The 19,279-nt window shown below is 35.5% G+C and carries 17 protein-coding genes; 9 read left to right on the top strand and 8 right to left on the bottom strand.

Translation table 11 applies throughout. From position 1 onward, the window contains the following. Positions 1 to 32: 32 nt before the first annotated feature. Entirely contained in the window at positions 33 to 614 is a 582-nt protein-coding gene (locus CG11_RS09280) for a hypothetical protein (RefSeq protein ID WP_052595414.1), read from the bottom strand. Between the two features lie 444 nt (positions 615 to 1,058). Further along, entirely contained in the window at positions 1,059 to 2,054 is a 996-nt protein-coding gene (locus tag CG11_RS09285; RefSeq protein ID WP_197043811.1) for an acyl transferase, read from the bottom strand. Between the two features lie 76 nt (positions 2,055 to 2,130). Here CG11_RS09285 and CG11_RS09290 point away from each other — a divergent pair, with 76 nt between their 5' ends. The 4 genes from CG11_RS09290 to CG11_RS09305 all read left to right on the top strand — a co-directional run bounded on the left by CG11_RS09290 (position 2,131) and on the right by CG11_RS09305 (position 4,687). Continuing rightward, positions 2,131 to 2,631, top strand: a complete 501-nt coding sequence (locus tag CG11_RS09290; protein WP_156039714.1) for a hypothetical protein — start codon at positions 2,131 to 2,133, stop codon at positions 2,629 to 2,631. Between the two features lie 48 nt (positions 2,632 to 2,679). Next, the gene (locus CG11_RS09295) at positions 2,680 to 3,165 is read left to right on the top strand and encodes a hypothetical protein (protein WP_052595418.1); all 486 of its coding nucleotides are present in this window, start codon (positions 2,680 to 2,682) and stop codon (positions 3,163 to 3,165) included. Positions 3,166 to 3,194: 29 nt separating this feature from the next. Further along, complete coding sequence (locus tag CG11_RS09300) at positions 3,195 to 3,611, top strand: hypothetical protein (protein WP_052595420.1); 417 nt, start codon at positions 3,195 to 3,197, stop codon at positions 3,609 to 3,611. 65 nt (positions 3,612 to 3,676) lie between these two features. Next, positions 3,677 to 4,687 (top strand): metal-dependent hydrolase, encoded by a 1,011-nt coding sequence (locus CG11_RS09305; protein ID WP_052595422.1) that lies wholly within the window; start codon positions 3,677 to 3,679, stop codon positions 4,685 to 4,687. Positions 4,688 to 4,701: 14 nt separating this feature from the next. On the opposite strand, the gene CG11_RS09310 is transcribed toward CG11_RS09305, so the two are convergent. Continuing rightward, the gene (locus tag CG11_RS09310) at positions 4,702 to 5,619 is read right to left on the bottom strand and encodes a LysM domain-containing protein (protein ID WP_052595424.1); all 918 of its coding nucleotides are present in this window, start codon (positions 5,617 to 5,619) and stop codon (positions 4,702 to 4,704) included. A 535-nt stretch (positions 5,620 to 6,154) separates the two neighbouring features. Here CG11_RS09310 and CG11_RS09315 point away from each other — a divergent pair. Then, the gene (locus CG11_RS09315) at positions 6,155 to 7,633 is read left to right on the top strand and encodes a glyceraldehyde-3-phosphate dehydrogenase (RefSeq protein ID WP_052595426.1); all 1,479 of its coding nucleotides are present in this window, start codon (positions 6,155 to 6,157) and stop codon (positions 7,631 to 7,633) included. Between the two features lie 99 nt (positions 7,634 to 7,732). Here CG11_RS09315 and CG11_RS09320 read toward each other — a convergent pair whose 3' ends face one another. From CG11_RS09320 to CG11_RS09330, 3 genes are all read right to left on the bottom strand, one after another. Next, positions 7,733 to 10,960 carry a CHAT domain-containing protein gene (locus CG11_RS09320; RefSeq protein ID WP_081909513.1) on the bottom strand — a complete coding sequence of 1,076 codons (3,228 nt, stop codon included), beginning with the start codon at positions 10,958 to 10,960 and terminating at the stop codon, positions 7,733 to 7,735. A 400-nt stretch (positions 10,961 to 11,360) separates the two neighbouring features. Further along, positions 11,361 to 11,858 carry a pyridoxamine 5'-phosphate oxidase family protein gene (locus CG11_RS09325; protein ID WP_052595430.1) on the bottom strand — a complete coding sequence of 166 codons (498 nt, stop codon included), beginning with the start codon at positions 11,856 to 11,858 and terminating at the stop codon, positions 11,361 to 11,363. Positions 11,859 to 12,593: 735 nt separating this feature from the next. Then, on the bottom strand, positions 12,594 to 13,187 hold the full coding sequence (locus CG11_RS09330; protein WP_052595431.1) for a hypothetical protein: 594 nt from the start codon (positions 13,185 to 13,187) through the stop codon (positions 12,594 to 12,596). 331 nt (positions 13,188 to 13,518) lie between these two features. Here CG11_RS09330 and CG11_RS09335 point away from each other — a divergent pair, with 331 nt between their 5' ends. From CG11_RS09335 to CG11_RS09350, 4 genes are all read left to right on the top strand, one after another. After that, positions 13,519 to 15,003, top strand: a complete 1,485-nt coding sequence (locus CG11_RS09335; protein WP_052595433.1) for a tail fiber domain-containing protein — start codon at positions 13,519 to 13,521, stop codon at positions 15,001 to 15,003. 3 nt (positions 15,004 to 15,006) lie between these two features. Continuing rightward, positions 15,007 to 15,468, top strand: a complete 462-nt coding sequence (locus CG11_RS09340; protein ID WP_052595435.1) for an NUDIX domain-containing protein — start codon at positions 15,007 to 15,009, stop codon at positions 15,466 to 15,468. Between the two features lie 420 nt (positions 15,469 to 15,888). Continuing rightward, positions 15,889 to 16,821, top strand: coding sequence for a hypothetical protein (locus tag CG11_RS09345; protein ID WP_052595437.1), 933 nt, complete (start codon positions 15,889 to 15,891; stop codon positions 16,819 to 16,821). A 128-nt stretch (positions 16,822 to 16,949) separates the two neighbouring features. Further along, complete coding sequence (locus CG11_RS09350; protein WP_063833065.1) at positions 16,950 to 17,447, top strand: hypothetical protein; 498 nt, start codon at positions 16,950 to 16,952, stop codon at positions 17,445 to 17,447. A gap of 46 nt (positions 17,448 to 17,493) precedes the next feature. Here the strand turns inward: CG11_RS09350 and CG11_RS09355 are convergent, their stop codons facing one another. Both CG11_RS09355 and CG11_RS09360 read right to left on the bottom strand, forming a co-directional pair. Further along, a complete protein-coding gene (locus CG11_RS09355; RefSeq protein ID WP_052595441.1) occupies positions 17,494 to 18,345 on the bottom strand; it encodes a hypothetical protein in 852 nt (283 codons plus the stop codon). A gap of 4 nt (positions 18,346 to 18,349) precedes the next feature. Beyond that, positions 18,350 to 18,832 carry a DUF2452 domain-containing protein gene (locus tag CG11_RS09360; protein WP_156039715.1) on the bottom strand — a complete coding sequence of 161 codons (483 nt, stop codon included), beginning with the start codon at positions 18,830 to 18,832 and terminating at the stop codon, positions 18,350 to 18,352. Positions 18,833 to 19,279 lie beyond the last annotated feature (447 nt).

Consider the following 19,279-nt stretch of genomic DNA (forward strand, 5'->3'; position numbering starts at 1 on the left):
CTATTGATGGTTTGCAATCCATTGAAGGATTATTAACCTACCTCTTGCCCACAAAATAAAATTTGATGCTCCCAATTTACAACCTTCAGCTCTGCATCAAAAATGAATTTTTCCTGTTCTGCATGTCTTCCATCCGTGCTTTCTCTAGACAACGCTAGCACAAACCCTTCCTTCTCCTTTCTCCAAATCAAGCGTTCATTGCGTAGAGTATCCTCCTGAATAGCAGGCGCATTCATTACAAAATCTAACAACCAAGTACAATTCAAACTTCCTGTACTATCCAAAGAGGTTTTTGAAATATTTTGCTCAGGAAAGTCAGCTTGAAAGATTTCTTTTTCAACCTCAACCAAGGTGCCATTAGAAGACAACTGCCCCAAATACTGGAACTTATATTCTGTCAATTTTTTGCCAACTAAGTCACTAACACTAGCTGGTGTAACAGGCGTTTGCACTTCCTTCCATTCCAAAAAAATGGACTCTTGAGGCAACTCAGCAGCAAAATCTATAATTTTTAAGTTATGATGTTTTTGTAGGGCGTCAAATAAATCTAATTTCCCTGTGCACCATACCTTTTGTTCTGCTAATCGTTGTGAGGATAATAGTAATTCCGTCATTGGTAGAAATTGAGTGTAAAATAATAGTACTTCGTGACTTTTTTGTCAAAAACTTAAAAGGCACCTTTGCATCAGCCTGATTATTAATTATTTAACAAACCAAACAATAAAAAAACATACTCTATTGATAATCAACTGCAAGGCACTCATGCGATACCACTCAGCAGCAATGCAGCTAACTAAAAGCGCAGCGCTCACGAAGTACCACGTAGAGCTGTGCGAGCTCACGACCGTAGGGAGTAACAAAGCTAAACCAATATGATTTTTCCACGAAGTAATGAAATAAAGAATAATACGTTTTGTAAGTTACAAAAAACAAAAAGATAAATCAAGTATTTTTTAAATTAAGACTTTTCTTTAATCTACTGCTTCTTCAATAAGCACACTATATTGTAAATACTTCATTTCTAATATTTCAATCCATTTCATAACAGTTTTTCTATCCTACTCTCCTATCAACAAATTACAGCCTCTCAAATCACTGGCATCAAAACGCCCCAACACACGAAAGGTTCCATCCTCATAACACCTTCCTAAATCATCAGTCGCAATAAAACTACAACTGTCAATATTTGCCAAATCTATTATATTGATTCCCCCTGTTTTTTGAGTTGAAAGAATATGAAAAGGATCTGTAGTTTCTCGAATCAAAACCCGCATGGTTGGACTTGGTTGAAATATCCCCCCTCCTTTTGAATAGGCTTGTGATAACAACTCTGTCATACCATACTCCGAATGAATGGCATCTAACTCAAAAGCTCTTTTTAGAATCTCATGAATGGTATCTTTTGTCATTTCAGCTCGTTTCCCTTTCATACCCCCCGTCTCCATAACAACAACGTTTTTTAGAGCTTGAGGATAATCCTTGGCTAAATCCAATAAGGCATAAGTCACTCCTAATAATAGGACACGTTGGTTTTTTATTTGGCAAGCACCCAACACCTCCATCAATTCATCCGTATTATATAGAAAGAAACCACTAGAAGGATGTTGAGAACGTTGAATAAATTGTTCTGCCATAAAAACCAGTGAAGAACCTTGTCGTTCTAAATACGAAGGCAATAGAGCTAAAACGACATAATCCTCTAATGCTCCATAAACTTGCTCAAAGGCTTTGAAAGCACATTGATTGTACCAATCCAAAGAGCGAACATAATGCTTGGAAGGATTCTGCAAAGTTGTTCCACTACTTGTAAATGTAGCTTCAGGTAGCCATTCTTTTGTTTTAATCGTATGATATTTAAAAAACTGAATAGGAAGGAATGGAATTTGCTGCATTTTTGTAACTGCTTCGACCGAAAGCCCTAGCAAATTTATGAATTCTTGGTAAAGTGGATTATTTTGGACTTGATAACGAAAAACGGCCAATGCAGTGGACTCAAAAGTAGCATCTGTTACGTTATCTATATGTAATTTTAAAGTATTATAAACTGTATCCATTATTTTTTTTAATTCTATCAACCCTCATCAAACAAAAATTATACTGTTCTAGTTTTATTTTAAGAACTGCATATTGATGAGACGAGAGCTTAATACTAAAAGTATGCGTCTAAAAATAACATCTTTTCTGTTCCTTGTAACTATTCTTTACTTTTTTTCTTGTGGCGAAAAACCATCGAATACACCTTTTGTTGAATTTGTTAGTGTTTCTAAAAACTATATGGTTCAAGGAGGCGTTGATTCATTGTATTTGAAATTTAAGTTTACAGATGGTGATGGAAATATTGGAAGCGATACCAGTGACAATATCTTTGTTTCTGATTCAAGAACAGGTGCCGTTATTGCTTCTTATAAATTGCCTAACTATACAGGTAACAATACGAATAATACGAGCCGAACAGGAGAAATTACACTTATTATCTATTCTCAATGTTGTATTTATGACAATGGAACGTCTTGTCAACCTAGCACAGCAGAACCAACTAAAAACATGCGTTACGAAGTGCAAGTAGTTGACCAAACAGGCAATTATAGCAATATTATGCAAACCGATGAAATTGTTCTAGAGTGCAATTAGAAATAGTTGGATTCAAATCAGTTCTTAAGAAAAGAAAAATTAATTCATATGAAGAAAATAATTGGAATCAGCCTATTAATTTTTAGTTGTTATTGCTGGATGTCCTGCGACAAGCCCCCCATCTATAACGATACCCCAAGTATTAGCTGGGCATCTTTTTCTGTCGATACCGTCCAACAATTGACAGGAACCGTTGTCTTTAAATTTGATTTTACCGACGGAGATGGAGATTTGGGACAAGATGGAGATACTGCCAATCATATTATTATTGTAGATACCCGTCGAACACCTAATGATACTTCATTTTACAAAATTCCAACCATCGAACAACAAGGCATAGTTAGTGGCATATCTGGACAACTAGAGGTTACTGTATCTCAAATTTGTGGCATCGATCAAAATAACCCGTTGATTCTCTGTCAACCACAACCCAATTATTACGATCCTATCGTATATAAGATTCGAATCAAAGATAATGCAGGGCGTTGGAGCAATGAAATCACGACAGATACACTCTATGTTAAGTGCTTTTAGACAACGTGCCTTTGCAAAATCAAAGGATTATGCAAAATATTTTAGATGATTTCAAAGAAGATTTGGGACGAAAACAACGTACATTTTATTGGGTTGTTTATACTATCCTAATCATTGGCGTTCTTGTTGGTGCTTCGTATTTACAATCAAGAGATATCCTTCAATCTACCCCTGCTTTGGAGACACCATCTGGACAATGCATTACTTGTTTCCTATTTATTGCAACCATTTATTGTTTTCGAGTTACAGTAAAAAGTAGTTGGTTTATTTCTATGATTATGGGAAGCCTACTTTTAGTTATTTGTTTTACTTTTGCGTTACAACTCGTTGTCTCTATTGTTGGGCGGACGTCTTCAATTGTTCTTACTTGGTTTTTTATTTCCGTTTGTTATACTTTTTTATCAACAATGACAATGAAAATAGTAGCTCAGAAGTGGAACCGATAAAAGTGATGACCACGAAGTAGCAACATAGCTAACTTATTATTATACCAATACTCAAGTTTAAATTCATGGACTCTCTTTCTCAGGCGCTGCTAGGCGCCTCGACTTTTGCTGTTGTCAAAGACAAGTATATTGGAAAAAAATCTCTTGTTATAGGTGCCTTGGCAGGTACATTGCCTGATTTAGATGTTTTCTTAGCTCCTTTTTTTAATGAGGTTGCTTTTATCACCGTCCATAGGAGTATCTCTCACTCCTTAGGCTTTGCTATTTTAGCAAGTTTTGGGCTAGCCTTTTTGGCTCACAAATGGACCAAACAGCGCTATCGGTATAAAGATTGGGCATTAGCCTTTTTTCTAGCCATTTTTACCCACTCTTTATTAGATTGGTGTACCACTTATGGCACCAAAATTTTAGCTCCATTTAATGGGCATTTGTTTTCTCTTAACAACATTCACATCATTGAACCTATTTATACCTCTATTTTATTAATAGGCGTCCTCCTACTTTTGCTAAAAAAATCCATACCGCCCATCAGAAGAGAAAAAATTCTTCGGTTTACCCTTTCCTTGTCTACCTTTTATTTGTGTTGGACTTTTGTATCCAAAGGAATTGCTAATCAAAAGTTTTTGACTCAGCTAGAAAAGCAAAATATCCACTATGAAAAAATGATGATTAGCCCAACCCCTCTAAATTCTTTTTTGTGGAATGGTATTATAAAAACCAATAAAGGATATTATTTTGGTTCTTATTCTCTATTCGATTCTAGAGAAAACATCGAACTTCAATTTGTCGAAAGTCACAATGAGTTGTTGCCTCAAATTAAGCGCTTTAAAAAAGGGCGACAATATCTTGAATTCACACAAGACTTTCCTCTTATAACAATCGAAAATGAGGTTACTAAAATTTATGCCATCAAGTTTGGTCCTATTAATTATTTTGGAGCACCAGAATTTGTATATCCGCTGTCTCTTAACTTAGATGAAAACGATGATGCTAACTTTAAAATTGACCATTCGTCTAAACAAAGAGGTCCTATCAAAAATTACAAGAAACTCTTCAAAAGAATTAAAGGAATTTGAGTCTAACGCTTTTGTTACTGACAATAATGCACTTTAACATAAAATCGAGCATCTAAACCTCCTAAGGCGTGCGCCACCGTTGGCGTCAATACAATAATAGACTTTTGGGTAAAGGAATTTTCGGGTTTTGCAGCAACTACTTTTGCATACAATTCTCGGTTTGTCATAGGATTTTCTATTCGAACAATACCATTTTTGGGCACGTAAGAACACATCACGTATAATTTATTCTTGGCAGATAATTCCATTGCTTTATCCCAACAAGCCGTTCCTTGGAGCGTTTTTTCATTCTTGCCATTGAATACCGCTTCGTAACGGTATTTATTTTTTTGGCTCTCTTCGCCCAAAATGCCAGGTAATCCCGTAAAGTTTTTTAACGAATCTGGAATGCCGTTTTTATCAATCCAGCCAATGTGCAACACTTGATTACTGCTTATATTTTCAGAAAGCAACTGATTTCTAGACATTAAGATTTCGGTCGGCAATCGAAAATAGACTTTAGAAATGCGATACATGGTTTCTGAGGGGCGTACCTTATAAAATATAGGAATATAAGCTGTAGCATCAAAGTTGGTTTCCTGAAAACGTTTGATGGCTTTGCTTAGAATAGGAATCCTTAATTTTTCACCTACTTTCAAATCATTGGTATTGCTTATATTAGGATTGCTATAATAAATATCTGACAAATCTACTCCATAAAACTTTTTGATAGAATAAAGCGTTTGCCCCGCACGAATGGTGTGTAACAAATATTTTTGTCCATTAGAAATTTCTACAAAAAGAGAATCTGTAGCCCCCATTGTCCAATTGGGTTGATATTTTTTAATCCCCAATTGATCCATTTCGAACTCTGCAAAACCATCGGTTTGTGCTTGCAGCAAAAATGAACAAAAAACAAAAAAGAAGACATTAAAGTAAAACTTAAACGGCATTGGTTGGTTGGTTTTTAGGAAAAAAAAGTTCGTTGGTTAATATACAATTTTGCAACATCAAAAATACGCTATTTTTAGGAAAAAAAAATCATTTATTTTCATTACCAATTATGGTTATTCTATTTTGATGCCAGACTATTGGTTTCTTCTAAAAATTTCAGTTTCTATTCGCTCTTCCTCTTTATCTACAACAATTCAGATTGTTTTCAAGGGCTTTTTTTGGGGTATAATTTTCCCCAACAATAAGTCATTAAGATTATTAATAAATTTCTATTCAAAATAAGAGCAATTGCACCTTAAGATAATTTAGAAACGTACAACTTCAAAGCATAAAAAGAAAAAACCGTTGACAAACATTCGTATAATTCACAAAAAATGACGAAATTTGCACCACTTTTATTCAATTGTAACAAAAACAATGAGTAGTAGGTTCACAGAAACAACCCCACTCTTTTGAGTTGATAAAAACCATTAAGTAGCGTTCTTTCTACACTTACTATTTACCATTAAAAGACAACTTTCAATAGTTTTAACCATGGACGTAAAAACGTTAGAAACACAGTTCGAATCTCACCTAAGTACTTGGCGTGAAGATGAAAAAGCAGCTTTAGAATTATTAAAAATCGTAGGAGATTTACGATTTGATCGCTCTATCGAAGTCATTCTTTTCCGTCGTGACATTTATGATTCTCGACCAACAGAGGTTATGAACGATCATCTTTTTGCAAAAAATTACTCTAAACAACCTATTACGGTTCAAATGAGTGTAAAAATTGCAAAAGCCATTGCAAAGCTTGACTTAGCTCCTTCTCGTATTGACTTGGGCAAGTTAGCAACTCAATGGCTAAGTTCAGAAGAAAGCTGGGACAACATTGATCATTTTGTAGCTGAAGAATTGTCAGACTTTATTGGCAAAGATGCTAAAGAAGCAAAAGTTATTACACCAAGAGATGTTGTGTTGTATGGTTTTGGTCGTATTGGTCGTTTGGCTGCTCGTTGTTTGATTGAAATGATGGGACGTGGCGAACAATTGCGCTTAAAAGCAATCGTTTTGCGTCAAAAAAACAAAAAAAATCCACACGAAGAGTTACTAAAACGTGCCTCTCTATTGCGTAAAGATTCTATTCATGGCAAATTCCGTGGAACCATCAGCGTAGATGAGGAAAATAATCAGTTGATTGTAAACAGTTGTCGTGTACAGATTATTTTTGCCAATAGTCCAGAAGATGTTGATTATACAGAGTACAGCATCAAAGACGCTATTTTGATTGATAATACAGGGGCTTGGAGAGACAAAGAAGGTCTAAGCCGTCACTTGCGTCCTGGTATCAAGCAAGTTTTGTTTACCGCTCCTGGCAAAGGTATTAAGAACATCGTTCACGGTATCAACCAAAAAGATCTTAACTTCCAAGAAGATACTGTTTTCTGTGCTGCTTCTTGTACCACCAATGCAATTGCGCCTGTATTAAAAGTATTACACGATAAATTAGGCATCAACAATGGTCACTTAGAAACCATACATGCCTATACCAATGCTCAAAACTTATTGGATAATTATAATTCAAAAGAAAGACGTGGTTCTGCGGCCGCTCTTAATATGGTAATTACGTCTACGGGTGCAGCAAGTGCTGTTAGTAAAGTAATTCCAGAACTAGAAGGCAAACTAACAGGTTCTGCTATCCGTGTTCCTACTCCAGATGGTTCTTTGGCTGTAATGACATTAAATGTTGAAAAAGAAACTACTGTTGAGGAAATCAACGAAATGATGCGCCAAGCCTCTCTACATGGCAACTTGGTAGAGCAAATCAAATATTCTATTTCTAAAGAATTTGTTTCTTCGGATGTTATCGGAGCGCCTGCTGCTTCTGTTTTTGATGCTCCATCCACCAAAGTTGGCAATAATGGTAAAACAATTACTGTTTATGTTTGGTATGACAATGAATATGGTTATACTCGTCAAGTATTGCGTCTTGCCAAATATGCGGCACAAGTAAGACGTTACCGTTATTACTAGAAACTGCAACAATCGTTTTTGGCTCTGCCAACGATTGACAAAATAATGTTATAGGTTATTATCAATCTATAATGGTTGTGTTGTTAAAAGCTCTCTGATTTATTCAGAGGGCTTTTTTGTTCTTCGAAACCCAAACACACCCCAAACACCCAACAAAAGCAACAAAAAGCTACCTATTGCATATCCAATCACCTGTGACTTATGAGCGACACTAATCGGTTTGTAATCTCCTAATTGTACAAATGCCGCCCAAAAAGCAGGATGGCTTAATACGCCTGATGCATCGGCTAAGTAAACTTGTTTTGCTTTTTGCAAAGCCTCATCTTTGGGCAATCCTTTTTGAAGATTTTCATAAAACAACTTCGTAATAAAAATACTAGAATAATCGTTAATCTTCCAAAGTGTCATCACAACACTAGGTGCACCAGCATACATAAAGCTTCTGCCTAAACTAACAACTCCTTCCCCATGTTGGTACTTCCCAAAACCTGTTTCACAAGCAGAAAGCACCACTAGATTTGCTTGTAAATTTAATTGTTTAATTTCATTCGAGTGCAAAAAATTATCCTCCAAGCCACTTTCATCCTCTGTAAATGCCAAACTAGAAAACTCAGGATTTTGGTCATCTACAATACCATGCATTGCTAAATGCAAAATTCCATATTGAGACGCTTCTTGCTTAAATCGATGTTCATTAGCAGCATTACCAGTATAAAAAGCTCCTCCAAAATAGTCTTGTAGGACGTTCACCTCTTCTACTGTTCCAGGAATTGCTGCCAATCCCTTGCGCAATTGGTACATTCTATTGTTCTTGATAGAATCTACCAGTTTAACGTTTGTTTGATTATAAACGGCTGCCATTGCCAGTACATCATAATTGTTCGTACTAGAATGAGTGGTCAATTGGTGTCTCCACATCATCGCCGAATAATTGTAGGATACCGTATACTGATGTAACAAATAAGGCAGTTGATTAAATTGCATATTTTGCTTGTGATCAAAAGTAGACTGAGTAGTTAATAATGCCTCAAAAGCTATAAAATTAAGTGTTCCATCTGGCACAATAACCAAACGCTTCATTCCTTCAGGAATTAGAGTATCAACATACTTTTTGTAGAAGGGATAAGCATAGCCGATGTATTCAGAATACGCAGCTGTTGGGTTGTTAACAGCAATAGCAGCATTAGACATTGAAGCTCTAAAGTTCTCTAAATCTTTATTGTAATTTTTTTCTCTTGCCCAAGTACGATACTCAATATTGTCTTTGGTAATACTAAAACCAATAATATGATCATAGCCTTCAAAGTATTCCAAAATACACGTTTCTTGGGATAGCTTTTCTTGAATTTTTTCCAAAGAGATCGAAGTCTTAGAATACTTTAATTCATAATACTTAGGATATTCTTTTTCTAATTGATACTTCAAGGCATCTTGCTTTTGGCGCGACTCAAACAAGTGTTTTTTACTAAGCTGTATTTCTTCCTTATCTTTTGATTGTTCAGCCAAATACAACGCTTGTTGATGCATGGATATTTGTTGAGACAAGAATGCTTCTTGTTGAATCAATGTATCGGGAACGCCACCAAAAGATAGGGCATTTTCTTCCTTCAAAGCATCCTCCAACAAAACAGATTTACTTTGTTCGGCAAATTCAAAGGCTTTGATCAGATAGGCTTTGTCTTTATGTTTTTCATATAGTTTCAGATAAGTGGCAATAGCTTGTTCGTAGGTAAAATAAGCTGTTTCTAACAAAGACCGCTTAGAACTCTCTCGATCAAAGGAGTTGCGAACTTCTTCAAAACATTCGACGGTCAATTCTACTAATTCTTGTAAACTCTCTCCGTGCTTATCCCACAAATTATTTTTATGGACATACTGATAATAACTATATAATTTATCCGCTAAATTATCCACGATGCTATTTTTGTATGGAATATCTGCTAGACTAGGATGTTTTGTAAAGTCTGCTGCTTCCCAATTCGGCAAATGCGCTACAATAGATTGATGAAAATAGTGGGTTGCCAATCGGTAATCTTCCATAGCTTTGGCGATTTTCCCCAAATTCCAATAAGCCGACCCCAAAGGAGCATTTTCCTTTCGATACGCAACAATGGATTTTTCATGCGCCTCAATGGATTTTTGATAAGCCTTGGTATGCTCGTATAAAAATCCCCAAGTCGCCCATGTCCAAGAACATTTCAAATCAGATTCAGCAGGAAATTCAGCGATTTTGTGCAAATATTGTTCTGCTTTTGCATATTGATTCAACTTAATATAAGACGTTGCCATAGAACGATAAATATCAACATACAATTCTTTTACATAATCGGTTTGAGGATTAATCTTATCAAGCTCTTGTATGCTTTGCGTATAATGATAAATAGCCTGTTCGTCTTTGGCTTGTGTAATATAAGCTCCTCCTATACTTTGTTTGCATTCCGCAATCGTCAAATGCATTCTTAGGGGAATATAAGTCAAAGCGTTCTCAAAGTATTCAATGGCTTTATCCTCTTCTTGTTTATAGGTATAAATCTCCCCAATTTTTGTCAACGTATTCGAATAATGCAAAGAGTCCATTTTCTTTTGACTTCTCAAATCTTCCAAGGCATGATTATAAGCCTCCAAACAAGCCGTTTCATTATCATTTTCATATAACTCTACAATCCCTATATTATCATAATTATAATACATATAATAAGGGTAGAGTCGATACAAATGCTTGTCTTTTTCTGGTTGGCGCATTGTATTTTTTTGTACTAAATCAATCGACTTTTGCGCCAATTCACCACATTTTTCAGCATCCCAAGTACAGTAAGCATAGGTGCTTGCCATATAACTTGCCGCTGCTGCCTCATAGTCCCAATTGGGATACTTTTTGAGGTGTATGTCCAACAACTTATAAATCTCTTCAGCACGTTCAAGATCATCATCAATCCAAGTCTTTTGCAAAATCCCCAAATACAGAATCGCCTTCAATTCAGGGTATTGATCTAGGTGATTGGTAATTTCTTTCTCAGCAATTTGATAACGTTTTAAGAAAGCTGCATCATCAAAATCAGTGTCTATGGCCATCCACAGGATTTTATCGTACAACCTTAATGCCTCCAACACCATTCCTTTTTCTTTATACAATTTTTGCGCTTCTTGTAAACTCTCAATAGCACTTGCATAGGCTGCTGTGCAGCGTTGATTTTCTGCTTTATTCAACAATACTTGAATATCATTAGGAATTGATTGTCCATCGGGCAAGGTATAAGATAGACACATGAATAGACTGGCGATACTCAAACAGAGGCGCAGGGGTGCTTTTAGTCTGTGGTAATTCATTAGGGACGTTTTAAATTAACTAAACAAGCATTCAATAAACTAATAATGTGCCAATCTCCTTTGTTGTTACCCATCCGATACGACTTTATTCGTCGCTGCACAACTATTCTATCGTTCGTTTAAGTAATTGTCTAAAAGTTCTCGCACTAAAATTCTTATCGCAAGTTTTCTTTTAATTAGTGTATTAAGTTACTAAAATAATACCTGAATAAGTTCACTTTTTGAAATTTATATCGATTCGTTGGGTCAAGAATTTTATTTTTTTATTTAAAATACTCTATCCTAATATTTTTTTTGAGATGCCAATTTTTCAAAAAAAGAACTATAGGGAATTTGATAAAACTAAAAAAGGCAATCTTGTAAGATTGCCTAGATTAAACGTTATCCTAAAAGTGCTCTGTTATGCACCGAATTTTTCATGTTCCCCAATTTCTGGACGCTCATCCAACAAATTGGCTTTAACCAGCTCAAATAGTTGAACTACTTTACTTTCATCTGCATTCCAATGTTCTCCTTTGTAAATTTTTACGACCAACATGGCAACTTCTCCATCTTGCCTTCCATTCGGAAACCAAGCCGAAACACCTTTGTTCCAATATTGATTGATTAAATCTTTATCTTGGGTTACCTCCGCTTTACCTGACAAAGAGACATAGACTTGATTCTTCGGATCTGAAAAAGTAATACAGACCTCTTTTTTTTCTTCTTTCACTTCATATACCTTTGCCGCTGATTTGGCAGTAAAAAAGTATAAGGTGCCATCGTAAGCATCTTGAACCAACGACATAGGTCTTGCACGCAAAGAATCTTTTGTATCATTCTCTTGTGTGGTTAACATACCAATTTTAATATCTTTAATAAGATTCCATATAAGGGCTTTATGCTCTGGACTAGACATATTATTTTGTATTTTTTTGATTAGATAATTGATTTGAAAGAGACTCGCTCGTGTGGTGGTAGTTAAGAAGTAAAAATAAGGAATTAGATACCTTATACTTTTTATATATCTTACATCAAAGGAGATACAAAGCAGTAGATTATAAGTGATATTGCATCACAATGCTTTTAAGTACACCTTCAAAATCTGCATGACAAAACAGTTATGTTCTCATATGATTTCATCTATCTACACACACATAATGTGCTATAAGATCATGCACTTTTTAGTCTCTTGAGTCAACGTTTTAATATTATTTTGACTACACTAATAAAACAACTTCTGGGGCTTATTGTTCATTCAAATTAGACAAATTCTTATGTTTATTTTGAAAAATTTAATTCTTAGGCAAGAAAAAACATTCTTATTCAAATGCTAATTTAACGTAACAATAGTTTACTGAAACCACGAAGTAGCACCGCAGGTAACTAAAAGCAAAGCACTCACGCAGCTAAACTTATACAAATGCTCTTTTTTGTCTTTTTGGTAACTAAGCTTGCCGAGTAGGCTTGTGCTAATAGCACAAAAGCCCAAGGTCATGAGCGTAGCGCACTACCACGAAGTAGCACCGCAGGTAACTAAGCGAAGCGATCTCATAAAATAATCAACGAACGACTAACGCAATATATCCTCCAATAAAAGTCCATGATTGAATCCCATAAGAATCCCAAAAAATAAAAGAGGCATTATTTCAAACTAATGATTAGAAGCTTCCCTCTTCCGAAAATTCTCTATAGCAACCTCAAACGCTTGTACATAATCCGTTGGGTCAGGTCGATACCCCATTGGTTCTGTCAATAATTCTCCTTCCCAAGTCATTAAAGCCATATAAGGCTGACTCATTACTCCAAACATTATTTCTTGCAAATAAGCATTGTAATTTCCTACTGTACGTAGTTCTTTAACTCCTGTTGCTGTTTCTACTTCTTCCTTAGGAATCCGTTGTCGATCATCAACATATAAAATAATTGGAACAAAATCATTGGTCAAATAATTAACAATAGCACGTTGCTGAATTACAACATCAGGAAAATATCGCATTCGGCTGCCAAAACCTGTAAAAGCCAAAAATACAGGCTTATTTTGTCGTTGCGCGCAAGCAATACCTGCATCATAATCAACAAAAGCACTTAAACTTGACAAAAATGATAGCTTATTGTCTGAAGTAGAGTATTCATAATGAGTAGCTTCACTAAACTCACACACTGGAATTCGATTTTTTGAGGTGCAAGCTTGCAAAGCTACTACCAAAATACTGCTTAAAAAGATGCTCAAAGAATGGATATACATAAGAGATTGGAAGAGGTTAACGTTTGATATAAAACGACAATTTTTAAGTCATAAAAACAAGGAGTTTAGACACAGTTTATAATAAAAATAAAAAACTCCCTACTTTTGAAGAAATTTTATTCGTTTCCTTAAACTTTACTTCGCGGGAACCACGAAGTAGCAGTGAACAGAGCTAAATCGTATCCGTTCACTTTATGAGCGCTGCTCAGTTGATTATCAACGGAACACACCATCACCATTTAAGGAACTGATAATCAAACTATGCAAAGATACTTTTTTAATTTTTTGTAAAGTACTACTTAAATATACCTTAACAAAACACAATACAACAATGCACAAAATACGAATCATATCTTTATCTATTATTTGCTCTATTGCATTTATTCCTTCTTCTAAAGCTCAGCTAAATTTATACTCAGGTCAAAATGCGCTCCGCAGCAATACCACTGGTGTTCATAATACTGCTACTGGAAATGATTGCTTGCGCAACAACTCTTCTGGCAGCTACAACACAGCCTACGGCATGGGAACAATGTATAGCAATCGAGAAGGGAAAAGCAATACCTCTATTGGTTATCAATCGCTATATAGAAATACTTCTGGTACAGAAAATGTTGCTGTAGGCGCCAATGCACTCAACAGCAACAGCACTGGAAATTACAACACAAGCCTAGGTACCTTTTCTTTGGGCTTTAATAGAAATGGGATGAACAATACCGCAGCAGGCTATCATGCACTCATGAGCAATACATCTGCTTCAGCCAACACGGCCTTTGGAGCTTATGCCCTACAAAGCAATACTACTGGAGAAAACAATGTAGCTTTGGGGTATTACTCCTTGTATAATAATAGTCTAGGTAGCAGTAATGTAGCTTTAGGTACCAATACATTGGGTAATAACACTTCTGGGAATGAAAATGTAGCGAGTGGTCACCACTCTATGATGAGAAATACGACAGGAAGTTACAATATAGCAATGGGAAGCAATTCTTTACACAACAACCTAAATGGTACTAAAAATATTGCCATAGGCTATTCTAGCATGTATAAAAATGTCTCTGGGCTAAACAATACTGCTATTGGGGCTACAAGCATGGAAAATAACTCTTCGGGTGACCACAATACAGCACTTGGGTTCCAAAGTATGAAAGACAATAAAACGGGCAACGAAAATGTTGCTATAGGATATGATGCCTTACTTAGAAATACTGCTGGCAATAAAAATACAGCAGTAGGATACAATGCTTATGGACGTGGTTTTGCTTATGGAAATTCGACAGCTATTGGTGCCAATGCACATGTTTCAGCAAGTAATCAAATGCGTTTTGGAGATGAAAAAGTCACAAGCATTGGTGGGCAAGTTTCTTGGTCCAAATTATCAGACAAACGTTTTAAGACCAATGTTCAAGCCAATGTTCCTGGTTTAGATTTTATCAACTTGTTAGAACCCGTTACATATTATGTAGATGCACAAAAATTGCGTGACTACCAAGGCGTGGAAGAATGCGCCCCTTCTGACAATAACTGGATCCTCGAAACAGGTTTCTTAGCACAAGACGTAGAACAAGCTGCTCTGTCTTTGAATTTTGAATTTAGTGGTGTTGACAAGCCAGAGTCCAACGAAGATTACTATGGATTGCGATATGCAGATTTTACCGTACCTTTGGTTAAAGCAGTTCAAGAATTATCACAAGAAAACAAGGCTCTGAAAGCTAAAATTCAACTACTGGAACAAGATCATAAACGTCTGGCTACCCTAGAACAGGAAATCGAAGAAATAAAAACATTATTAAATACCAATGCGCAAATAGACTAAGTTATGACGACAAAAGAAATTCATCAAGGTGTTGGATTATTAATTAGCAATTCAAATCAGACAAAATTTTTTGTACAGATAAAAGATGACCAATATCCTCATGAAGCTTGGCGTGGCGCTTGTGCCTTTTGGGGGGGAGCCATCGAACCTGAAGACAAAGAAGAATTAATCGCTGTGGAACGAGAGCTAGAAGAAGAAATTCCAGAAGCGGCTGTCTTATTAAAAAAAGTACCCAAACAAAAAATAAAACGTTATTGGATTGATAACAAAACCGTTGTACAGGCTTTTTGGCTAACAGTATTTGAAGCTGTTGTTTCGGATGCTCAGTTGCAACAAATTTCCCAAACAGAGGTCTTAGAAGGTCGAGGTTTGTTAATTTCTAAAGAAGATTTATTACAAAGAAAATGGATTTGGGGCATGGATTTTATCCTCAAAGAATATTTAGAACACAAAGAGAATGTTTAATTTTGTAGGCAGACACATACTAAAATTGGTCTGATTTTAGTTTTATACAAAGAAGTTTGTGTCTATCAAGTAGACTTTTCACGAAGTAAAGTTTGAAAAAATCTAAATATTAAAGTATGCTCTTAGCCTGATTACCTTTAAAACAAAATCCGTATTACTATTTGTCTTAGTAGTTCGTTGATTTTTTTACTTTTTCACCAAAAAGATAAAAAAGAACATTCATATTAGTTTGATAATCAAAATTTTACCATAGAATGCATTGAAATTATAATTCATTGATTATCAACTGCGCAGCACTCACGAAGTAAACTAATAAAGTTTACTTCGTGAGCGCTTTGCTTTTAGTTAGCTTTGTTGTCTAGAATCAAAATTCAATCAATTTATTAAGCTCCTTCACTCATTGGTTTAAATTTAATTTTTATGAAAAAATATTTGTTATTGCTGTTTAGTGTCGCCTGCTGTTGTTCAACTTATGCAGCAGATGTAGATACAACATTTATTGTGGAAGCTGAAGCTGCTATGAGTAGCTTAATGGAGGATATCTTGACCAACAAAGACCTAAAAGTACGTCAAGAAGCATCCGAAGAGCTCGAAGCGTTATTAGAAAAAACCTTAACGCAAAGTGGTTCTTTTGAGCATGATTTTTCGGAGCTAAAAGGCATCTCGCTTGTTCAACCTGAAGATAAAACAGTACGAATATTTACTTGGCAATTATACATCGACAAAGATCATTATCAGTATCGTGGTTTTATACAAACCAAAGAAGGTAAAGTCTATCGCTTACAAGACAAATCCGACGATATGCGTACCGTAGAATTTAGTATTCACAAGCCAGAAAATTGGTATGGTGCCTTGTATTATAATATAAAAGCATTCAAATCGGAAGGACAGACAATGTATTTATTGTTTGGATATGATGCGTTTGATTTTTACAATCGAAGAAAATTATTGGATGTACTCTATTTTGATAACTCAGGTAGACCTCGTTTTGGAAAAACAGTCTTAGAAATGAAAGACGGTTCTGGTAGAATGCGAAAAGTAAAGCGTTTTGTTATGGAGTATTCGGCTAGTGTTAATGTTAGTCTCAACTATTCTGAAGAGCAGGACATGATTATTTACGATCACCTCATCTATGGTTCTCCTATCAAAAGTGCAGGTCCTTCTAATGTTCCAGACGGCAGCTATTCTGGGATGAAATTGAGCAAAGATGGTACTTGGAAATATGTTGACAAGGTACACAAAGACGATCCTGCCAATATTTTGGTAGACGCAACAAGTTATGAGCGTATTATTCAAAATGAGAAAGAAAAACCTAAACGAAGAAAAAAAGATTTATTTGGTCGAAGTAAATAAATCTTCTTTCCAAGATAGCTCTTTCGAGTAGTTCGTTTTTTAAACAAAAATAGGATTAATCTATACGTGGATTAATCTTATTTTTTTGCTATTTTAGCAGCCATTTTAGTAACATCTATCTTTAATCTATGTACACACTGTGGTTGATGCCTGACAAAGCTGCTTATCAAAAATTAAGCAAACTAATTGTAGATTTAAGTACAACACACGACACACCGACCTTTGAACCTCACGTGACCCTGCTAAGTGGTATCACTGACGAAATTTCTATTGCCATCCAAAAGACAGAAGAACTTGCCAATAGTCTCATTCCTGTTTCTGCCACCTTAACCCGCATTGAATTTTTGGAAGTTTACTATCGGTGTTTGTTTTTTTGCACCAATGACAGTGAAGATTTGATGGAAGCTAGAACTTTGGCAGAAGAAATTTTTGAACACACTCAAATTACCCCCTTTATTCCACATGTAAGTTTTCTTTATGGTTCTTTGCCTATTTTTCAAAAAGAAGCCATTATTGGTGCATTGGGCGATAGTTTTTTTATGGATTTTAGAATGCCAAAACTCCGCTTGGTCAAAACACAACGAACACCAGAGCATTGGGAATTGATGGCAGAGTTCGAGTTGTAACCTTCCCTGTAACACTGTTCTATTCTAACTTACTTCTCTAACTAAGTTACATAGCATATACCAATACGCGTTCCGTCATATCTATAGGTTTTCCATCCTTGTAATGGATTCTACGAGTCCAGTTTCCTATCTCATCAAAAGTATATGTATACGATGTCAATGGCTCTTTTTCTGTAGGCGCTTGATGCGTGATGACATTCCCCTTTTCGTCGTATTGAGTATAAGAGGTAAATACAAAATCATCTAAATGATTAACAATAGTATGTTCCTTCTGAAAACCATGGGCATCGTACTGATAAAGATCTGTTTGGTGTTTTTGATGCTTTTGATTGTACGTATATTGCTCTATTAGTTGCCCTTCCTTGTTGTAAACAAATTCATACTTTGAAGTAGTGTAAGCATTTGTTGGGGCATGAACATCCGTTTGCAGCAATTGTCCTTTCGTTCCATAAGTATGGATATAACGAACCAATAAGCTATTATCAGCAGTATAGATAGATTCAGCAGCTATTTCTCCCAAACTGTTGTAAGTATACGTTAGTTGTTCGATGCGGTAATCTCTAGCATCATACATATTTCTGCGTTGAAGTTGATTTTGTTTTTTGTATTTGTATTGATAATAAAAAAGAATCTTATTTCCTGCATCATAGCACTTCTTTTCTGTAATAAAACCTTTTTTATTAAACTGAATGTCCCAGTTCTCCAACGGATCCAACATCAAATGCCTTTTCTTGAGCGTCTGCTCTCTCTTACTTACCTCATACACTCTTTGAGAAATAGCTTGCACCGCTCCAATTAATTGCATCTTATCAATATCGGTGGTTGGCGAAGGCCATTCGGGAGCTTTCTCCCAAGCACAAACTATCCAACAAATTGATATCCACAACAATCGTTTCATTTTCCTATTCCAATATTTCCCAAGTATGATCCGCCAAAAGGCTTACCGTTGCCAAAAAACTATTAAATGGACACCCTCTAGGTCCCCATTCTTGTGGACCAACCACTGACAATACAGCAGTTTCATCCACCCGTTGGTACAAGTGATATGTTTTCCCAATCAAAGGCTTAAATCCCATTTCTGCTCCGTAAATAATTTCCGAAATCTCAACTCGTTTTTTAATTTTTTGAGCTTGCTCAGCCAACAGCTCCATTTGTTTGCGAATCTGTTCCAATTGAATGTCCGTTTGCTTGTGCATTGCTTTAACCGCCAAGCCTTTTGTTTTGCCTTGGTCAATTGGTTTTATGACAGCTCCTCCTACCGTATGCGCATAAGGCAAATTGTGTGGATTCTCTGTTATTTTATCTTTATCTATGGGATTAATAAAAGTTTCTTTCCCTTTTTCTGATTTATTTTTATCCTCTTCCATGCTTCTTATATTCATCATTTCTTAATTGACAATAGTTGTATTTTTAATAATACATTCAACTCAAGAATATGTTCACAATTGTCCTTACATAATAGTTAGCTTAGTTACTCCTTGCGGTCGCTGGGCTCGCTGCTACTACTCATAATAATGGGCTTATTAACGATACAAAAGTACAAATTTTATTGTATTGATAAACGAATCACAAAACGGAATTCTAAAAATCACATTAGAATCAAATTGAATACTAGTTCGCTAATTAGCCTTGTTCAAAAGTTATGATAAACATTAGCTTCTATTTATGATTTAACTCCTTTCTTTTTGTATTTTCATTTTAATTATACCTTCATTCTAAATTCTCTTACTTTTTAAAGATTATTCTTGCGATCGTCTCCAAATACGCTATAAATGTAAGTTATAAAGGGATCAATCTTGCATCCTTGTTTGAAAATACATATATTGGGAAAC

It is taken from the genome of Aureispira sp. CCB-QB1 (genome assembly GCF_000724545.1).
Taxonomy (GTDB): Bacteria; Bacteroidota; Bacteroidia; order Chitinophagales; family Saprospiraceae; genus Aureispira.